Consider the following 20802-nt stretch of genomic DNA (forward strand, 5'->3'; position numbering starts at 1 on the left):
TTTTGTCTGACTCTAATAGGACTTACGCCCCAATAAATAGCTTAGATTCGCGCCAGTTCATCCACAGAGAGCCAACAAGCTCAGGAGTATTGGCAATGATCAGCAACGCCCAAACAGCTCAGTCAGCCGTTAGTTATCCCCGCCGTTTCCTTCGCCTACCTCAGGTTGAGGAACTTACCGGCTTCAAGCGCTCACACATCTATAACCTGATGAAAGCGGGTACCTTCCCAGCCTCTGTGAAGCTCGGCTTACGCGCCGTGGCCTGGGACTCTCAGGCAATCGAACAGTGGCAAAAAGAACGGCTCGCAGCCGCTCAAATGCACACCAACTGAATCGATGCGACGCACGCAAGCCATGCACACATTGTACCGTTCACCCCAACCCAACAAGACACGCAGATACCGTCAAACCCCAGTAAACACTGGGGTTTTGATCGATCTGTACCTTAGCCATCAGAAGCTTGTAGTTATAGATAACTATCTATCTAGTTACTCGACTACTAAAGAACAGAAAGAAAGACTACTGAAGCTCAGAATCGAGATTTCTAACAACAGCCGGCACGCAGCAAAAATGTTCCAAACCCTCAAGCTTCCCAGATGGAGCCGGCTTCCGGAAGATCTGAGACTTGTCTTCAAATTGGCAGCCGTTGGCAGGATGAAAAACTCGTTCGCTGTTTCTTGCAATATGAGCCCCAGATCTGCTTCTCGCTCTCAAAAAGCATCTCGTGGAGCAGCTGACTATATTGGCCGAAAGCTTAGAGGCATCCCGTGTGTCTCACCTGAAATTGCAGCTGTTCTAGAGAGTGCAGATCATCGTAAAGGCTGCAATCCGGGACTGCACTTCCATGCAGCCATGTCAATTGAACCTGATCGCGTGCTAGCCCTGCGTGAATCCTTGCAGGTCATTTTCGCCTCTGATTATGTAGAAGTGGCTAGTAATCGAGCCGTTGATATCATACCTATTGAGCGACCCGGGGGTTGGGCTAGCTATTGCTGCAAAACACTCAGAATGGCTAATCGGATCAGCGGAAGCGCCGGGTTCGCGACCAACGCAGCAAGCCGGGCTGGTGAAGAGCTCTATGATGAAGTAATGCACTGGCTAAGAAGTCTCCCAAGTACTGAAACACTCAACGCTGGCCTTTCCGGCCTTTTCCGATCCATTATCAGGGCTCCCGATTGCCCTCAACTAATCCGGTTGATTGAGAAACATAGTGAGCACCTAAGAGAAATGCGGGAAAAGGACGGAAAAGAGAAGAAACTCTTCAAGAGATTGGCAAGGGAGAACCCGGATAAATTTAGGCTTGAACTGGTCGAAAAAATTCGTGCAGCATCGACAGCGCTTGGCACATCAAATAGAACGTCCGCAGAGCGCGTTATAAGCACGATTCCAGAAATATGCACCGGTGATACCCCCGAACCCTCAGAAACGCTTATAGAGCGCTACAGAGGGCTTCCCGGGGTCGGAGAATGGGCGAGCACCGAAGAGAGCTCTATGTGACAATGTCGTGATCAAGCTTGAGCAGGTTACGCCGGTTTCTGAAGCCGGCGTTCAAGCTACGTACAACGATATGTCGCCGTCAGCGACATGAAAGCCTGACGTGTCGCAAAAACTCAAAAATAGCGACACGTCGGCAAGACTGCAGTCAACCCCGACGTCTCCACGTCTTCAGTAGCAGCTGGCTTTAGAGTCCTAGGCCCATTGAGGTACCTTAAGAGCTACTCAAGGGGTGCTGATGTCTAGCAATCAAGCAAACTAAAGGTTATCGAAGTGCTGCCACAGACACTTAATGTGTGACACACAAGACCGCACACAGACAAGAAAGCTTTATGTCAAAGTCTTAGAAGCTGCGACTGAACCAGACCCTATTCGACTATAAAATAGCCACATCCCTCAGCACCTGCCTTACACAACCAACAGCGAGTTTAAATTTATTCAATTCAAGTTAATGAAATTTCTGTGTAAAAGTTAAGTGTAAGAATTCCTTACCCAGTGCAATGCCCCCTTTAACTCCACAAGCGCAACAAAACTAACCTTACACAGGCACGCCATCACCACAATCGCTCGATTGACTATAGGCCGATCCTCTCAGATGCCGCATTTACTGCCACGAGAAGCCTTAGCGGCATCGCGCGGGCAACCCAGACGCCGCTCGTCGGATTTTTCCATGCACGACTATAGCCACAACACTGCCCCGACTTTCAAACATAGCGCGGATATCCGCAAGAGCCACAACAAGTTACAGAAAAACAAATAACCAACCAGTTAGTTAACTCAGATACTAAGTAACTATTTACTCACTCCGACCGAGCTTTACAGATCCTTCCTCACCCCCCAAGCTAAATCCAATGAGACCTAAAGCAGGTATAGCCGATAGAAAATTCCGCTCTCTACAATCAATAACATGCTGAGCGATGAGCTCATCTGACACAGCTTCAGACAAGAATATAGCTTGCAATCGAACCACCAACGATCCGACGCCCCTTAAAAAGGGAGCTAGGGAGAACACCACGAATTTCAATGGCGAAAGCCAGGAGAGCAAGATGAAAACCATGGATATATCTGAAATCACTCCCCAGCTAAATTAAATAGTGAAGCTCATCAAACAGGGAGAGAGCGTACTGATAACCATAAACGGCACACCTTCTTTCAGAGCTATTCCCGCCAACAAAAAACGGATCGGCCTTCTAGCCGGCATGCCCCCAGTCCCTGACGACATAAAGACGCCTTTTGCCGAGGAAATTGAAGAAATGTTCTATGGCCCTAAAGATGATCCTCAACAATAACCTCTCTTCGAAGCCCCCGCATGGCGCAACTTCCATATGAGACCATAAGCCACCACAGCAACATACAAGCAACCAGTTTGATCCTCAGCAATTTATCTGCCTTCTACTTACCCACAAAAGAGGCTAGATCATTACGAGTCGACAACCAGCCCAAAAACATATCAATAATCCAGAGAACTCAGGCAAAGCCCCTGCTATCGCAAAATAGCCGCCATGCGGCCCCTTATAATTGCCGGACTGAGCTCTTCAAGAAAGGATTTTCAGATCATCCCTAGCGAAACACAATCACGCTTCGATTACATAGCTGCAGTCTATTTCAATAACCAACTATTACATGAAGAGGCGGTATGGATAAACGTTGCCAGGCATATCAGGTACGTTGGCTATTGTCCTCGCCAGTCTTTGTGAGTAGCGAATACTTACTGGCACTGGATCATAGAGCGCATCATTGTTCCAATCCATTTTTGTCAGAGCTAGAGCTTCGTGCGCAATTATTTCGAGTGCGCCTCTCCCTGCATGCCTAATCAGCTGGATTGGCTTTGGGATACTTTTCTTGCCTTGATAGTAGTCGCCACTACTAGATGCCCTCGGTGCGTTACCTGCTACCCAGACGAGTGCAGAGTTTCCCGAGCGAACAATCATCGTCCCGCGCGGAACAGGATAACCAGACGGTTTGGTCAACGGCTTCGGTCGACCAGACGGAATCAGCCAAACCCCTCTCCAACAAGACGCTGCACTGACTTCGATGCACTCAATCTCCGGCACGGCTGACAAAGCGTCGAACGCTCCCTCGATTTCCTCCGGCTTGAAAGCGGTAGTCTTATGGACAACTAACCTCTTGGGCAGGTTGCCACCGTTCCGACTTTGGTAAAGCTCCAAGCTCCTAGCAAGGACAGCACGCATGTCGTCGCGACTCAAAAAAGGGTTTCGGCGGGCTTCAGCAATATCTGCAACAGGATCTCGTGCCTCAAAGGCCACGAACTGCATTCCCCCCCCATCCATATCGAATACTTGCGAGCAACAAGTTACATAGTGGGCGTCGCGTTGATCGCCACGCAAAGCATAGGCAAGGCCGATATATGCTGTGTCAGTCGGCACCCCCTTCAACGGCGCCAACTTCCAAGGTGTTCCCCCTGCCTTTACGTACAGAGCAATTGCAAGACGCCATGCGAGCGATGCCTTGTAGTTGAACGAGAAAACCCGGTCATTAATTACCTGGGTAGGGATGTTGTACTTCGCCCCTAGCGCCTTGAGTGCGTCGTGAGCATCGAAATATTTGGTACGCGTCGCCGGAGCCCAGGAATCCGGGAAGTGCACCAACACTACATCGAACTCATTTCGCGCAGTGTCAAGTCGGCGAAGGGCCGCATCCATAGCTTGAAACAGGCGTGCTTGCAGCTCACCATCACCAGAGAGCTGGTTTAAGGAATCTGGCCATTTGATGTGCGCACCACCACGTGCAGACTCTAGCCTCACGCCAAATAGCGCCTCAAAACCAGGATATGGAGGAACGTATTCGGAGCGGTCACTGGGCTGGTATGAATTGCGAAGAGATGCCATTAGCTCGCCACGGCGTTTAAATGCACTCTCAGGACCTACGGTAGCAATCCGAATCTGTGAAGTGTATCCGCCAAAGGATCCCTTGGAGTACGGCCCAAAGTTGACGAGCCCTCTAAGCGGATGCACATCTACCTGCTCAGCATCGGAGGGTGAGAAGCAAAGCAAGGGCTCGTCTAACAAGGTAAACGGAGGAAGTTTTGATGCTTGCGCGGGACTAACCATTACTTGCTCCTATCGAAGTAAGAATGGTGATGACCAGGTCGACTCCAGCCAGTAACTCGCGATAGATTGAATACCGCGTCGACCCCAACACCGTCATTGAGAGCAAAGGCACTTACTGTTCCTTCCCGAGTTGTGGCGAGCAGCATCGCCCATGCTTCGATGATTGCCGCCCAATGTTTATTGTACTTCGGAGCCCAACGCTCCCTGCGCCAGTCACCAGCAGGATCTCCCCTTCGGAGCTCAAACGGCACTCCCAAGACGTCGTGCTCGGCGCCTGCTGGATTGGGTTGTACCGACTGCTCAGAACGTTCAGGCCTGGGGATATCCACGAAGGTGTATGGTTCAAAGCCACACCACCAGCGCCCCTCAATCAGCTCTAGCTTCAGAAAGACACCTTCATGGAAGGGGAAGCCCAGCTTTGGAACATTCCCTGTCAGGGAACTCGCATAAGCCGCACTAAGCTGGGCGAGATCTTGGGATCGCTGGAGAGCCCTCTCCGGATCCTCGCCCTCTCGCGGGGCGGTGACAACCAGTGAGTGGCCGGATCGCTTGAATCTTGGAATGAGGGGGCGATGACGCGATAGAGCTTTGACTAGCGCATCGTAGATGAGCCCATGCGCCCAGCTGTCCTTGGTAGGATCCAGAGCCACAAGTCCGGCAAGCTGCGGACCGAGAGGAGCAAGAGCAGCCAGCATCTCCTCATCCCTCCCAAATACTGCTAGCTCTCGGCCGTTCGCCGCCACGACCGCTTTACAGCGCCGCTCTCTCAGCAGCGCCCGAACAGCAGGGGACGTTGTGGCCTTAGAAAGGGTTATTCGACGAGCCGCCCTTGGCAGTGATTCGATAAGAAGTGCTGAAAGTCTGAGAACCGGAAACTGCTTTACCTCAACACTCGGCAAATTGACTGGGACCAAACGAGGAGACGCTCGACCCTGCATCACGTTATCCACCAACACCTGAGGAAGATCGATATGCTTGATGACCTCAGCAGCCAGCTCGTCAAACGTTTTGCACTCGACCACCGCAACATCCACACCTGCAAGATGTGCTTTCTCAAGGAACTGAGTAACTGCGGGAAGGAGCCGAGATGGTGATGACGTTACCCAGTACAGGCCGTTCGGAAAAGGGGCAGTCTCCTGCAGGACAGAGCTTAATGCCTCCATGACCGAGGCATCACGACCGCTGTAGCCAACGAATACCATACCAAAGCGCTTACTGGCCTCGACCAACACATGCCTCATGTGCTGATCCTGGCTTTCCAACTCCGAACCGGTGTTCTTAATGGCAGTGGACTGATAATCGCCATGCAGCTTCGCCACCAGTGGCCAGTCCGACTCACTCAAGCAGCGCATCGCGCGCTCACTTGAGTCAATGGCTGCAACCGTTGGCCGAACCTGGTCTGACGTCGGCAGAAGCATATTGGCGGATAGAGCAGACTCCTCAATTAGCGGATCGAAGTTTGTGGTGAACACGCAGTCCACCTTCCTGGCAGCAAGCAAACCTCCAAGTATCCGGTGCCCGAAACATGGTGTGCCTTTGGAGATGGCGTCGTCGATATATTGCCTTCGGTGCCTTGGCTGCGGATAGACAGCCTCGAATGCAGCTGCGTACTCAGTTGGGTCTCCATCGGGTGGCAGGAGGGAAGTTCTCCGAAAGAACTCATCAATCCGGTCAATCCAGACTTGGTCACCGGTATCGATTTCCCGTTTGGAAATGTTGTTCTCGCGACAGAATATCTGCGCCTTAAAGTCCCGAATCATTGCGTAGCCAGTTGGAATTCCTGAGGCAGCCGAAGCTCCAGCCCCAAGAAACCAAGCCACAAGATTCGGTCTCAACGCCAATGCGGTCGCGAAACTATTTGCCGAAATTATCTGAACTGTCTGCATCACAACTTAGCTCTTTCCCTGAAGCTCTGTCTTTGTACCTGCAAAAATAAGACTGATGAAACCAGTAGCATCTCCACATGATGGCTATTTAGCAATAGGAAACTCTTTAAACCATCCTCCCGCCTTAGCAATAACCGCTTTAAAGCACTTTTATAAATTCGGCGACGGCAACAACCTTACCCTCTTCCTCAGGCTCCAGCACTAAGGGCTCATATTCCGGATTAAGCGGCTTAAGCGTTATATGCTCGTGCTGCCACTCACCATCATCACTCGCAGTTTTTTGGCTGAAATAGACTTTCAAGGTGTACTCCCCGCCCGTCTCGGTATCGGCAACGCCTGCATGCCAGACAAGCAACTTCCGCCCCTGCCGACTACCCGCCGGCACGGGCCGGAACAGACAGTAACTACCGTCTGGCACCAAGGGCTCCATGGAACGACCGATCACCTGGGCCACAAACATGCCGGGCTCCGACTTTCCGTCTACCAACACGACCCAGTCTTCTGCATGCTCGGCCAACTCAAGTAGACCGCCCTGCTCTTTGCTCCAAGCACCAGCAGCGACCTGTAGGCCAACCAATGGAACGCAGCCCTGATAGGGTTCAAAGCCCGCGTCATTCGGGGTCACGGTTTTGAACGGCAATACCTTGCCACTGGATGTAGCCACCCCAACCATTGAGCTGCTTGCAGAATCAAACCAGTAATCACTAGCAGCAAGCTCCTTAGCCTTCGCCTTACCGATTACGGCTCGTGCAATGCGGCGCATGTGCTCACGCATCACCGTTTTGTCGTACAGCTCCTGGAACTGGATCTCGATCACCTCGTAATCAGTATTTAGCAACTCCTGGCGGATCTGCCGATCCTTAGCTGCTGTCTGAGCGTTGCCATGCAGGTGCTCACTCATTCCATCCAGGTAGATGCAGACGCCTTCGTACTGATCATTGGGCTCGTGGAAATACACATCCGGACGGGTCGTGATGCCACCGGACAGCTGAATCGGCCGTTCAGTCTCAAATGCAGACATGCCGGCGGCTTTCAACATCGCTACCAGCTGTTGCTCAGGGGGATTACCCGGTTGCTGCGTCAGGGTTTCATCTGGCAGCAGAGGCGCCAAATCATGGGCAAAGCTCAGGGTACTTCCCCAGTCATTGAACACTTCAAGCGCGGTATGGCGATTCAGCTTGTCGTGATAGAACGAGTTGCGGAAATGCTGCAGGCAATCCACACAGGAAGATTCACAGGCTGACGGGCACTCTTCAGCCAAACGTTTTGCCGCAGCGACAACATCCGGCCAGTGCTCCAAGAGCTGTTCCAGCAGGCCCGAGCCACCAGGCATAGGGTCATACAACAGCGCATCTACCGATTCACTCCCCGGTTTTCCAATCACTTGGACCTGGAGATCGGATATTTCCATATCCAGCACATCGGCAGCCCCTTGACGCAGCGACTCCATGACGCTGTAGGCCGTATCTTGGGAGGAGCAGTCCTGCAGCACCAGCGCGTCGGCTACTACTTCGGCATAGAAAGCTATGGTCTGAATAGGGCGGCCACAACGCTCGGTATGGTGTTCGTTGAACTTATCCAGTTCGGTCTGGCTGCTCATGGCCGAACGGCTCGCGCCGCAGACCAAACACAAGGGGTAACCCAGCAAAGCTCCCGAGCGTACTTGAGATGCGGCACCGACGTTCACTAGACGCATGTGCATACCATGCTTCAGTTGCAACGCTGCTCTGCCCCACTCGTAGACTTTACCGCCGGAATGCCGCCCCTGGTCTTGAGCAAAAACCGCCACCGACATCTGGAAGCGATAGTCCTCATCGTCCGAAATATAGGAATGATGGGGCGCATCCACATCGCAGATGGCTACACCTGGAATTTGCGTGACCGACATGGAACTGGCTTCATTGCCGGCCTTAGTGCTCGGGCCAGTTTCCTGGATTGACTCACTAGCCACATCTACCGCAAACACCAGGGGTTCTTCAGGAACCAAGTGGAAGTGACGGGGCACAAATTTATGCGCATTGGCGTAAATGAGATTACCTGGGACATATTCGCGAACAGCCAGAGCCGTGTTGCGGCGTAGCTCCCAATCACTGATATCGCTGCTGTGGCGCGGTGCCACGTGGGTCAGAGTTACCGCACCGGTATCCAGACCATAACCCGGCAAAAAGCCCTCAGCCGCCAATACGCCATAAGTATTGGTGTCATCAAAACCCTCTGCCTGGCTACGATTGCGCTTGGCCTCGCCTTTTAGTTTTTTTACCAACCGTTCACATCGGGCGCGCAAGGCTTCTTCATCAGCATCTAGAGCACCCTTGCCGGCGGCCACCTTACGCAAACGCTCTAACTGTCCCAGAGCCCACTGCAGACGCTGGAATAGACGATTGATTACTCCCTGGAGCTGCTCAGCAAAACCACTGATGAGCACCTCCAACTGGTCGCGGCTCACGACCTCGCGGTCACTAATCGGCCACCCTTGATGGAAGGCTTTGATCACCGCATTCAAGAGTGCGCTTTGATGCTGCGTTATCTGCTGGCTCAGTGCTTCAACAGATAGCGGCTCAGCCCTCACCATGCCATCAGAGCTGAACAGATACGGCCGGATCTGAGGCGGCAAGCAGACAGACAATGCGTCCTGCAGCGCAGCCGCCTGCTGCCCTGGCAGATAGTTACTACGCAACATCTGCAGCAGCGTAGTCAGTACAGTGGCATTGACATGCTTGGCCACCATCACTGGGTTGCGCAGGTTGAAGCTGGGGGGCTCCACCAGCCCTTCCAACATTTTCAGTGGTTCATTGAAGTAGGCTCGATCGTGACTGGTGGTACGCGCATAGGTCAGATCCAACGCCATGCGGAACTGGCGTCCGGCACGACCAGCTCGCTGCCAGTAATTGGCCGGCAGTGGTGGTACGTTGCGCATCAGCACTGCATCCAGCGAACCGATGTTCACACCCATCTCAAGCGTAGGCGTACACACCAGGGTATTGATCCGTTCGCTCTCGCCCTTGAAGGCGTTTTCGATACGCTCACGCTCCGGCCCTGGAATCTGCGCTGAGTGCTCGCGAGCTCGGAGCATGGAAAATTCCTGATCGAGCAGCAGCAGATCGTAGCTGTCCGGATTCTCGGCCTCAAACTCCAACTTGCCACTGCAACGCCATGCCATGCAGGCCATACCAGGGTTGACCCGAGCATGGAGGCGGCGGCAAGTCTTGCAGCGATACATCCCTGACGCAGGCACCAGCTTCATGTGATCCACATGAACTTGGCTAGCACCGTGGCAGCCTGGCAAGTTACTACCGCGCGCGCCCTTGAACTGTACCTGCGTCAGCAGTTCCAGTTCATCGGTGCACAGCCGCCACACATCATTCAAAAACGACTGGACGTGATCTGGATCGACTCCCCAGCTCACAGCCGCTTGTTTGGCGGAGCTGTCGTAGGCGCTATACCACTGCTTGATTCGCCCTTTGTCGTGCTGACCATCGCGCTCAAACACCAAACCTTCCGGCACACCGCGCATGATCGGTAGATAACCGCGCAGCACTTCCTTCTCACCGTCCAGCCAGAACTTGGAGAACATACGGGTGACAGGATCAAACAGCATGCGCCGGGAGCGAGCCGCATCCAGAAGCGAGGCGATACCTTCACGCAACTCAGCAGGCGAGCAGCCCAACGCTCGTGCCCATTTCTGTATGGTGGGCTGTGCTTCATCCAGTCCAAGATACTGAATCTTCAGACGCCCCAGCGGCTCAAGGCCTGTGCTCTGCCGTGCCCCCAGCGTCAACTCACGCAACATCTGAGCACGCAAGAACCACTTGCGCTCCTCGGCATGGGCCAAGCTGGCTTCCGATTTTGGTTCGACTCGCCAGACTTCAGGGATCAAGGCCCGCGACAACTCATCGTCGGCATCAAGAAACCTGTCCAGCCACAACACCAGGTCGCTGACCGAGATGGCACCCTCGCGCAGCTTCTTGTAAATCAGCTCCCGCAAGCGGTATCGACGGGAGCGATCCTGCATCCAGCCCGCCTGAAACGCCGCATCCTGACGATTATCTGCAAACACCAGTAGGCGCTTGCGTTCGGCACGATGGATCATGCTTTGCGCCAATACATGCACATCAGCCACGCCCGTGGCACGCACCGGACGAGCGGGTTCTCGATAGCTGCCAGTCACCCGGCGGCCGTGTGCACCGCAAGATACACAGCGGGTCAAACGGCCAATGTGTTCTTCTTTCTGCTGTACAAAGTGCAGTGCTTTGAGGGTCTTGTTGCGACCGCAACCCACACACTCAGAGGCTTGCCGGTCATGGGTTGTACCGCAATAACGGCAAACGAAGAGCACCTCCGTGCGAGCGGGCTCTTCCTCTCCATCAGCCCCAACCTGATGATCCAATGAAACCGCTCGCACGCCGCCTAACGGAACGTCTTGCGAGCGCCACACACGACTCTTCCCTTCCGCAGAACCTCCGCCAGGCGCGTCGCCGGTGTAATCGAAATCTTCAAGGCCATGCTCGAAGTAATGCTGACCGCAGGTTGTGCAGCTCGAAAGCGGAAAGGCTTTCAGCTCAGGGTCACGGCCATCGGCTGCCGTCAATGCGTCCTCGGCTGACAGCCAAAGTCGTGCCGGTTGCCCCTGCCCCTCCTCGAAGGTCACCACAGCACCGCTGACGCCACGTACAAAACCGTGTACCACCGGGCGTAGCAAGGGGCGATCACCATTGCGCGCTGCCGCACCCAGTGCCAACCAAATCAGAATTTCTTCTTCGGTAATCGGACGCCCGAGTTTTTCATTCAGGTTTTCCAGCAAAGTAGCCACGGCTCGCGGACGGCGCAGCACCTCAGCAATCTGAAACACCACCTCGTTGTGGCTTAGCCACTGATTCAGTGCTTCACGCCAATTATCACCGGCCATACGCATTCCACTGGTGGTCTGGAACCAGATCCGGAAGGCCTGCAGGGCAGCAGGCTCTACCTCGGGTCGGTCCAACGTACCGAGCATTTCCAGAACGGTTTTCAGCTGCATGGCCTGATCGCCATTGAAGGGCGCGCTGATGCTGCGTGGCTCGCCCCAAAGATCCTCTTCGTAAGCCTCCCCGATCAGTTCAACATGCTGGCCATCGATGCCAAAGAAACGGCTGGCAAACTCGCGGCCGGCTTCGATACCGCGGAGTGGATCAGCGATGGTGGCTGAGGTGGCGATGCAAGTGGTGCTGTTTTCGTCTTTGCCGCAATAGGCGCGCAGACGACGGATCAGGCAGGCGGTCTCGGCGCCTCCGGCGCCGGTAAAGGTGTGTGCTTCGTCGAAGACCATGAACTCCAGACGAGCGTTATCGAACAGTTCCAGATCCTGCTGGCGGGTCAGCAGCAGCTCCAGCTGCTTGACGTTGGTCAGCAAGATACGAGGTTGCTGGCCGGGCGTGCGCATGGCTTCACGACTCACACGCTCTTCGGCCGGATGCAGGGCTACATCCATTTTCTGTTGCTGCATCTGCTGCAACTTACTGCGGTAATCAGCTACCGTGCTGCCAGGAGCCAGGCGCACACCGTTAATGTCGGCCTCAGTGCGTGGCGTTTTGCCCACATACATACCGAAGGTGACACCCGTACCGACCAGCAGCTCGCGCATCCGTTGCAGCTGGTCTTCGGCCAGGGCGTTCATGGGATAAACGATCACCGCCGTCACTCCCGCCTCGGCGCCGTTATCACGCAATTGCAGGCAACGACTGATGATCGGCAACAAGAAGGACTCGGTCTTGCCCGAACCGGTACCGGTCGCCACCAGCGTGGTCCGACCAGCTTTGATAGAGCGGAAGGCCTTTTCCTGGTGCAAATAAGCGCCGGGATAAGGGGATAGCTGGCGAATATGCGGATGCAGCACGCCTTCCTTGACCAGTTGCTCTAGGCTGGCGCCTTTCATAAAGGTGCGCGAAAGCGAGATAAACGGCCCCTTCATCAGCGGCGTATTACGGGTGTGCTCCAGGTTGAGCAGCTCGCGCATCTGCTGGTAGAGATTTTCATCAGCAAAGGCATAAGTGCTGAGCTGGTAGCGCAGAAAATCGCTGACCACGTCTTCGGTATAGGTGATGGGGTTCAGCATCAGAACAGTGCTCCCTGCGGTGATTCTGTTTTATAGGTCGCCGGCGTTTCGCCAACGCCCTCAGCAGATTCCGGCTCAGACAGCGGCACAATACGGCTTATCAACTCGGCATGGGCGACGCATTTCTCCCATGAGAGCTCTACATCTTCGTTGAGTTGCCAGTCATAGAAGCGAGGGCCAAGACGCGAGGCCACCGGCTGATATTCCTGCGCACGGTCGTCGTGCCCCAGGCCATAGTCGGCCAGACGCAGCCGTTCGGGAAGCATCCAGCCTTCACCATCATTCTGAGCGAGGAACGCTTCGAGGCCTTTTTGCTGCAGGTCGTGGAAAGCGACCAGTGACAGTACGGTGTGACGCAGTTCGGGGTCTTTATTTTTGTCGATGCGCCAGAAGCCTTTGGGATTAAAAACATGATCCACTCCCTCCGGATAATCACATTCGGACATTACGTAGAGGTAAGCATCGATACTCAAACCAAACATATGTGCCACAACTGCATCCAGAATCGCACGAATCCTAACCCTTTCATGCTCACTATAAGCGACAATCGAAGAGCAAGACGGAACTTTAACTCCCACCTCCTCATACAACATCATTGCTGCAGGATCAAAAACATTTGAAATAAACGATAGGCGCCCAGACAAAACTGCAACAGCATCCAAAGCAGCCTTAGATAAATTTAAGAACTTAGGAACCGGACAAGCTTTAAGCAAGTACGCACTTATATTCACACCAACAAATCGGCATCTCAGGACAAAATCAAAAACGTAGCTGCACAACACCGCCTGAAGCACCAGTAACTCTTTAATAGACCCACTTGAAAGAACAAGCGAATAAACCGATTCACCACAGGGATATGGCGGAATAAAGGAGCACTTCAAGGATCTGCTATTTGTAGCCGAGCTAACTTTGACGATTCCAAGCTTAAACGATTTCTTGACCTTCTCTGACCTGACAAAGTCCGCCAAAGAAACCAGATACTGGGATTTGAATTTCTTATTTTGAATTTCCGCATCTTCCCAAACCGCAAACCTACCCTTTCCAGACTGCCAAACCTGAGCCATACAATCAAAAAAACCAACCATACGCCCTTCATACAGAGGAAGAGCAACATCATTCGTTGATCTATTTACCCACAAACTATTCTCTTGATCATAGACAAACCCTTTGTCAACCCATTTCTCAAGCGGGGGAAAAATCTTCGAATCATCTGTCATGTGCAACTCTCGCCCGTAGTCCACATGCCAACCACCTGTCAAACTACCAAGCACCTCACTTCCGTTATAAATTTTTTGCAGAAAAAGTTCATCTTTTTGATTTCTTATTTCTAGCAATGACTTTTCAAGCGGGCTGAACAGCACAATATTCTCAGCGCTGTATTTCAACGCAAAACGTTCGGCCTGCTCCCAGTCATCCACGTTACGGTGCATAAAGGCGGCGCGGATGGCCTCTGTTTGACCACCCTTCTGCACAATTAATGGGCAGAATTTGAAGGAGCGGTGAATATCGAAAATACCTTCGCGGTTCTCGAAACCAAACAGCCACTGCCAGTCACACTGACCAAGGAACAGCTCGCGCAGATCGGTGGTGCCCTTGTCGGTGTAGATACCGCTGGGCACGATCATGCCCAGCCGCCCCTGAGTCCGTAGCAAGGCATGGCTTTGCTCAAGAAACAGCTTGTAGGTGTTGAGGTCGGCCGAGCCCTGATACAGGAAGGGGTGCGCAGTATCTGCAAAGCCCTTGTACTTCTTGCGCTGCTGCAACCATTTTTTGTGAACGACAGCTGAGGACTCGAAGCTGTTCTTGCCGCGCCCACCCAGATTCAGATCATGTTTCTTTTTGCCATCTTTGTCTTCGATGACCCGATCACCAAAAGGTTTACCTACGTACTTCGCCCAGTTGGACATGCCTTTGAGGTTGGCGTTGTAGGCAATCCAGTCGTGCTCCAGTTGCGGCAAAGCACGGAAGTAGTCCAGCTGCTTGGCCAGCGCATCCTGCTTGCCATAAGCGCGGTACAGGGGATCGTGGTTGGAGAAAAATTCCTTGGAGTTGGGCTTCTGGATTTCCCAAGGTGGGTTACCCAGCAGTACATCAAAACCGTCCTGAGTGGCGGTGAATACATCCGGGAATTCCAGCTCCCAGTGGAAGAAACGCTGACGACGTGCCAGGTCGGCTGCGAGAGCCAGGACCTGCTCGCTTGGGTTAGCAAAATCACGCGGCAGCGGTGCCTGCTCAATCTGCTCGCCGGGCCAAAACCATAACGCGCACCACAAATCCATACGCGCCTTTAGAGCGTGGTAGTGGGGGTTGTTAAGCACCTCGTTGCGATAGACCTCGGCGCGCTTTTCGCTTTCGTGTACCGGCAGGCGGTGTAGTTTACGGAACACCTTGAGCAGCTCGTCGTGCACATTGCCAGCGTCCAGCCCGCCGTCCAGCGTCAGCTGACCGCTGAGCAGCGCCTGCAATTGTTCAGGCACGGCTTTGGCTCGCGCCTTGATCGCATCTGTAAAGACATCGCCCTTGCGCTTGCTCTTGGCATCCTCGTACCAGTGGTTGATCAGGTTGTCCGGCTTATTCTTCTGGTAGTCCTTGTCACCGCCTTCCCGCTCCCAAGCCATAGCCGGGTAATCGCGATACATGTCGAACCAGGTACCGACCAGCGCGTTGCCGACTTTAAGCTTGTGATCGAGGAAGCCAAAGGGCAGATCACGATCCATGGTTTCTACCCACAGCGCCATGCGGCCCAACTCTACCGCCAGCGGATCGAGATCTACGCCGTACAGGCAGTTTTCAACGATGTGGCGCTTGAGTTGGGAGCGTAGCGCTTCTTCAAAACCATCATCCTTGGGGTTGAGCTTGGTCAGCTCATCGCTCAGCAGCTCGGTCAGTTTGCCGTCGGCCATGCGCGGCACACCGCCATCTTCGCTGCGCTCGATCAGCTTGTGATGGAACAGCGATTGGGTCAGTGCTTCGGTGAGATAACGCAGGGCACCCGCCAGGAAAGAGCCGGAGCCCATGGCCGGGTCGCACACCTTCAGGGCCAGAATCTGCTCGGGCTTTTTCGGTACCCACTCCACTACTGCGTCCAGGCCAGTTCGCGGATCGATCTCACTACGAACGGCTTCATAGGCCAACGGTTGTAGGGTACGACGCACAGTGGGTGCGGCCAATTGCGGGCGGGTGTAGAAGGTGCCCGCGCCTTTACGGGTGCCGCCCCAACGCACCAGGAAGAATTGACCGGGCGCAACCATTCGAGCGCACAACTGCTTGCCGGCCTTCTCCAGTGCTTGCTGCCCTTCATTGCCTGTGGTGTTGGCTTTGCGTCCACGGGGCTTTTTCACCAGCCCAGCAAGCATCGCAGCGCGTTGCAACCAGGCATTGGCGCGGGCCAGGTGATCTTCACTGATGGTCAGCTCTTCACCGCTGTCATCGCTAGTGTTTGCGTTTTCTTCGCTTTCGTCTTCGCTGGATTCGACTTCTTCGTCGGTGCTGTCATCGCCTTCATCGATGTCGGCAGCTTCCTCTGAGTCGTCTTCGCCTTCTTCGTCGCTGTCGTCACCGGCCTTGTCTTTTTTCTTCAGGGCCTCGAATAGCTGCTTGATGTCCTTATCCTCCATGGTCTCCAGCTGCGATAAGGTCAGAGCTGGTTGGTTACCCACTGCGAGGAAGATCACCGGGTCATTCTCAGCAGCCTGTTTCAGCTCGAAGTCGAGCAGGCCTTCGTAGAGGATGCCGATGTATTCTGAGGACAGCGTGGAGAAATCCACTGGTGCATCCACCCAGCGACTGCTGCGGCCCTGACGCACCTTCATCTTGGTGCGGGTCAGCAGGCGAAGCAGTTTGTGCACCTGAAGGTCGCTGATCAGGTTCTGGTGGCTTTCCAGCAACGCGAGCGCGCGGGAAATACCATCGTCGCTGGAGGGATTGCCCGGCTCAAACAGGGCGCCACCGTACTGAGGCACGGTCAGGCGCTCATGGGCCGAACCTTCGTGGATCAGGTTGAACAGGCCAATCAGGCGCGGCCAGGCGCTGCGGCCCTGGCTCAGTCGTTCGTTGCCCCGGCCACCAGCACGGCGATCCAACTGATGACGAAGCCCCTCCAGGCTGTAAGCCTGCTGGTAAATTGGGTTGTCGACAGGCATCAGCCCCCGGGCTTCGGCAAACAGGGTGATGATGCAGCGCATGATGATGCGCGAGCCTGCAACATACAGATCCTTGTAATCGTGAGCCTGCCCTTGCTGTTGAGCCTGCTCGATGGCGATATGGGAAGCGGTGATCAGCTCCTCTACACCCTGGCGAACGCGCTCACCCAGTACGCTGGAAAGCTCAGCCTGCCCCTTACGGGAGGCACTGATGGCCTGCAGGAATTGGCTTTGGCCCTGCTCCGCCAGCAGTGTGTTGCGATTGAGCAAGGTGCGCCAGACGATGGTCTGGGCAGATGGCTGACCTTCGTTGAACCAAAGATCGATATCCCATTCACACCAAGCGTCGTAATCGGCACCGGCGTGCACCAGTCGCCATTGGCGCCCATTGGTGACCAGCGCCAGCGCCTGCCCGGTACGGCGCAGCCACTCCACCACGCGGCCCAACAACTGCCGTGACCGCCCTACCCCCAATCGGCTGGCGAACTGTCGCGAGCCACCATCATCAGGCACGAACACAGCTAGAGTCTCGCCGTTAGGCCCAAGCCAAAGGCGACGCGGCTTAATCTGGGCGCCGGTAAAGCTCCTTACGGCCCAACGGCTGTCGACACCCTGGGCCTTTTGCCATTCATCTGCGGGCAGACCTGAAAGATCCTGCAGGATGTAATCCAGAAGACTGCTCAGGCTTTCATTACTGCCGTCAAAGGCTGTGAGTGCTCGCCGCAGCTTCTCAGCCTGGTGATCGGACATCTCCGCCGCGGCATGAGGGAAAAACTCATCCAGTTTGGATGGGGAAATCAATAGGCCGCCGTGCTTGAGTTGCGCCCATCCTTCTGCATGAAGACTCATGCCCCCACCTCCGGAAAACGAATTTCAATGGTGACCGGGAAGACCTGAGCTTCGCCACGCAGATCAAAGCGACGAGGAAGCACCTGCTCCAAAATCCGACGTTTCTCTTCGGTCAAGCGCTCCTGCAGATCACCGAACTGGGTCTGACGACGCTTGAGCTCATCCTCCAGATCACGCAGACGCTTTTCCGCCAGCGCATCGGCATCATCAAACAGTTGATGCTGGATGCTGGCAACGCGCTGCTCTTCGATCTCTCGCTTCAACTTCTCGATACTCTGTGCTTTTTGCAGCGCGGCGACTTCACGAATGCGTTGCTCGAACGCTTCCTTTTCATGCTCCTTCGCTTGCTCGTACGCTGTCTTGAGTTGAGTACGAAGGCTCTGAGTCAGCTCAGCTCGGTAATTGCTCAATAGAGCCCTGATATCGTCTTCAACCTCGTCCCATAGCTCGCGTGCAGCAGCTACGTCGGCAACGCTTTGCTCCGCCAACAAACCGTGGTGTGGCCCCTGATAAGGCAAAGGCTCACCCAAGGTGTTGTTGCTCAATGGCAAAGCCAGGGTGCGGGTCCAATGGTGAAAGGTTTCACGCAAATTGTTGACCGCCATTTCTTCTACGGTGAACAACACCAACGCCTCGACGCCAGCCGGCACCTGGCCGCGCGTAACCAGCCACCGGCTAGGCGGCTGAAAGTCGGTTTGGCCTCCTGGAAAACGCAGACGCGCAAAGGCATTGAGCGACTGACGCAGCAACGGATGCCCCAGGTGCAACAGCACAGTATCTGGAGATGGACGGAAGACTGGGCGTCCATTGATGTTGTGGATAAAGAAGTGGTTGTCGAACACCAGCCAGGGCATAGCGCCGCTGATACCTCTCTGAGAAGGTAAGCGCAGGCTGTCATCAACCACTGCCTGCCAACGCATAGGTAGCGGTGTACGCAAGCGCATGCGCCCCTTGGCATCTGGGCCATCGAGCACTTCACGCGAAGCGCCTAGGCTCATGGCAACGCCGAGTGTGTCTTTGAGCGTTTCAGGGCTCAGGTCAAGATCGGCCAAGAGTTGCTGAAGGCGCTGCTTTTCGTCCTCACCTCTCTCCTGGGTGTGTACCTGAGCGTCTTCGGTGGCACTCCTACGACTGGTTATCTGATGATCGAGATCACCTAGCACATCACGATCTTCATTCATCTCCATCATTCGACGCTGGAACGCGGCATCGAACAATTCTCCTACCGAGCCCAGATCCTCACGGATGTCGTTGACCTTACTGAGTACACGGGCAACGAACTGCAGGTCGCTGTCATCTTCGCTGGTGAAGTGAAAGATGGTGACATCCCGAGATTGACCGTGACGATCGATACGGCCGTTACGCTGCTCAAGACGCGATGGGTTCCACGGGATCTCGTAATGCATCAACAAGCGAGCGGTGTGCTGCAGGTTAAGACCTTCAGAAGCAGCATCGGTCGCGACCAGAATGCGCAACGGCGCATCCGGGTCGTTGAAGGCGCGTTTTACCGCCTCGCGCTCTTCCTCATGCATGCCGCCATAGAGCTGACAGATGCTACCGGGCTCAGCCCCATATTCTGCATCCAACCGATTGACCAGGTAATCGAGTGTGGTCTTGTACTCGGTGAAAATGATCAGACGCTCATCGATCTTCCACTGCTCTGCATTACGCAGTTCCTTGCCGATCAGCTCACGCAAGCGATCAAAGCGGGCATCAGATTTAGGCTTGGCTTGAACAACGGGTTGCTTGTCGAGACCCAAAGACTTGAGCGCAGCATCAATTGCATCAATCTCAGGCTGCAGTACATCCACATAGGGGTGCATCCAGGCGCCAACAACCTGAGCGGCATGCCGGCTGCGGCTCTCACGCTCCTGGTCATCATCGATATCTTCTTCACTGGCGCGGCGGGCCGCCGCGACCTCAGCAGCCTGAAGCGCCTCTTTGGCGGCCAAGCCCTCCTTGAAACGCAACCAGCTGTCGGCAAAAGCCACTGGGCAGGACAAGAGGCGCTTGCGCAGAATTTCGATAGCGAAGTTGAGCACCATGCGTGCTTCTGGAGCGGTGCGGATGATGCCTTTCAACTGCGTGCAAAACTTGCGAACGGCAGCCGCCAGCTCCTGCTCCGGTTTGAACATATAAAGCGGCAGCGGCTCCAGATAACGCTTGGCAAAACGCGGTACTCGTCCGGCCTGACGATCCTGATCGTTGATCTCGCTTTTAAGTCGACGGATCAACACATCGCCGATCATCTTGCGCTCTTTGTCTGTGAAGTCCGGGGTTTGGGTGAAGCGCACCGGGTCCAGTTGCTCCAGCAGGCCGGAGAAGCAACGTGTATGTCCATTGTGGGGGGTCGCTGTGAGGAACAGGCGGTGCTCGAAATATGGCGTCAGCACCCGCAGCATTTTGGCCAGGTCGCTGTCTTCACCAAAGTTGGACGGCATCAGGTTGTGGGCTTCATCGACAATCAGCAGATCCCAGGGCAGCTGTGCACCGCCCCGCTGCTTAATAGATTCGCAATTGGCGATGAACTGCTCTAGCACATCTTGCTGACGCAGATAGTGATAGGACGTGATGATCCGCGGTAGCGCCCGCCATGGGTTAGCATCTAGCCCCATCTCCTTTTGCAGCTTGTGGGTGGCAGCCTTGTCGACAATGTCGAAGCCAAGGGAGAACTTCTCTTCCATCTCCTGCTGCCACTGGGTGCGCAGCGATGCCGGGGTAATGATCAGCACGCGCCGAATGCGACGCTTACGAATCAGCTCGGCAAGGATCAACCCGGCTTCAATGGTTTTACCCAGACCCACATCATCGGCCAGCAGTAGAGAGACGCGTGGCATGCGCATCGCTCGCGCCAGAGGTACGAGCTGGAAGTCATCGACGCTGACCGCCCCATATACCGGCGCAGTCGGCACAGGCTCGGACCGCTCATGAGGGTCACTTGCCGACAAGAACGGAGTGAGGGCGCTCCAGCGAGCGGCACGCTGCAAAGCCAGGAACTCGCCCTGCTGCATAGGTGCTTCGCGATCAATTTTGGGCAGCGCATTCGGCTCCAAAACCACCGGGCCTCGCTCACGCTCCCACAACAGGGACTCTTCCGCATCACCATCGGCATCACTGAACTCGATGGTAACTAAGTGCAGCAAAGCAGACGTCTTGCTATCACTGAAGGGCTCTACGGAGGAGATCACACCGCGGCGGTTACGGACGGTGGCAAGCATGCCAACCCGAGGCAGGTGACTGGCCGCTGTGTCTGAATTAGTCATTGGCGA

The 20802-nt window shown here is 54.8% G+C and carries 7 protein-coding genes; 2 read left to right on the plus strand and 5 right to left on the minus strand.

Annotated features, from left to right (window positions below; translation table 11 throughout):
• Positions 1-95 precede the first annotated feature (95 nt).
• Both E4487_RS13900 and E4487_RS13905 read left to right on the plus strand, forming a co-directional pair.
• Positions 96-332, plus strand: a complete 237-nt coding sequence (locus tag E4487_RS13900) for an AlpA family transcriptional regulator (protein WP_175253643.1) — start codon at positions 96-98, stop codon at positions 330-332.
• 97 nt (positions 333-429) lie between these two features.
• On the plus strand, positions 430-1497 hold the full coding sequence (locus E4487_RS13905) for a hypothetical protein (RefSeq protein ID WP_175253644.1): 1068 nt from the start codon (positions 430-432) through the stop codon (positions 1495-1497).
• A 1616-nt stretch (positions 1498-3113) separates the two neighbouring features.
• Here the strand turns inward: E4487_RS13905 and E4487_RS13910 are convergent.
• From E4487_RS13910 to drmD, 5 genes are all read right to left on the minus strand, one after another.
• Complete coding sequence (locus E4487_RS13910) at positions 3114-4565, minus strand: nuclease PIN (protein ID WP_175253645.1); 1452 nt, start codon at positions 4563-4565, stop codon at positions 3114-3116.
• A complete protein-coding gene (locus E4487_RS13915; RefSeq protein ID WP_218952952.1) occupies positions 4565-6451 on the minus strand; it encodes an SIR2 family protein in 1887 nt (628 codons plus the stop codon). Before E4487_RS13915 ends, E4487_RS13910 begins: the two co-directional genes overlap by 1 nt.
• 139 nt (positions 6452-6590) lie before the next feature.
• Positions 6591-12542 (minus strand): DEAD/DEAH box helicase, encoded by a 5952-nt coding sequence (locus E4487_RS13920; RefSeq protein ID WP_175253646.1) that lies wholly within the window; start codon positions 12540-12542, stop codon positions 6591-6593.
• Positions 12542-17533 (minus strand): Eco57I restriction-modification methylase domain-containing protein, encoded by a 4992-nt coding sequence (locus tag E4487_RS13925; RefSeq protein WP_175253647.1) that lies wholly within the window; start codon positions 17531-17533, stop codon positions 12542-12544. The genes E4487_RS13920 and E4487_RS13925 overlap by 1 nt, the downstream gene beginning before the upstream one ends.
• Positions 17530-20751 (minus strand): DISARM system SNF2-like helicase DrmD, encoded by a 3222-nt coding sequence (drmD, locus tag E4487_RS13930; RefSeq protein ID WP_218952953.1) that lies wholly within the window; start codon positions 20749-20751, stop codon positions 17530-17532. Before drmD ends, E4487_RS13925 begins: the two co-directional genes overlap by 4 nt.
• Positions 20752-20802: the final 51 nt, after the last annotated feature.

It is taken from the genome of Pseudomonas sp. BMW13, assembly GCF_013357275.1.
Lineage (GTDB): Bacteria > Pseudomonadota > Gammaproteobacteria > Pseudomonadales > Pseudomonadaceae > Aquipseudomonas > Aquipseudomonas khazarica.

Excerpts from the sequence above, each read along its gene's own strand:
- E4487_RS13900 (WP_175253643.1), top strand. The coding sequence starts at position 96 with ATGATCAGCAACGCCCAAACAGCTCAGTCAGCCGTTAGTTATCCCCGC.
- E4487_RS13910 (WP_175253645.1), bottom strand. The coding sequence starts at position 4,565 with ATGGTTAGTCCCGCGCAAGCATCAAAACTTCCTCCGTTTACCTTGTTA.
- E4487_RS13915 (WP_218952952.1), bottom strand. The coding sequence starts at position 6,451 with ATGCAGACAGTTCAGATAATTTCGGCAAATAGTTTCGCGACCGCATTG.
- E4487_RS13920 (WP_175253646.1), bottom strand. The coding sequence starts at position 12,542 with ATGCTGAACCCCATCACCTATACCGAAGACGTGGTCAGCGATTTTCTG.
- E4487_RS13925 (WP_175253647.1), bottom strand. The coding sequence starts at position 17,533 with ATGAGTCTTCATGCAGAAGGATGGGCGCAACTCAAGCACGGCGGCCTA.
- drmD (WP_218952953.1), bottom strand. The coding sequence starts at position 20,751 with ATGCTTGCCACCGTCCGTAACCGCCGCGGTGTGATCTCCTCCGTAGAG.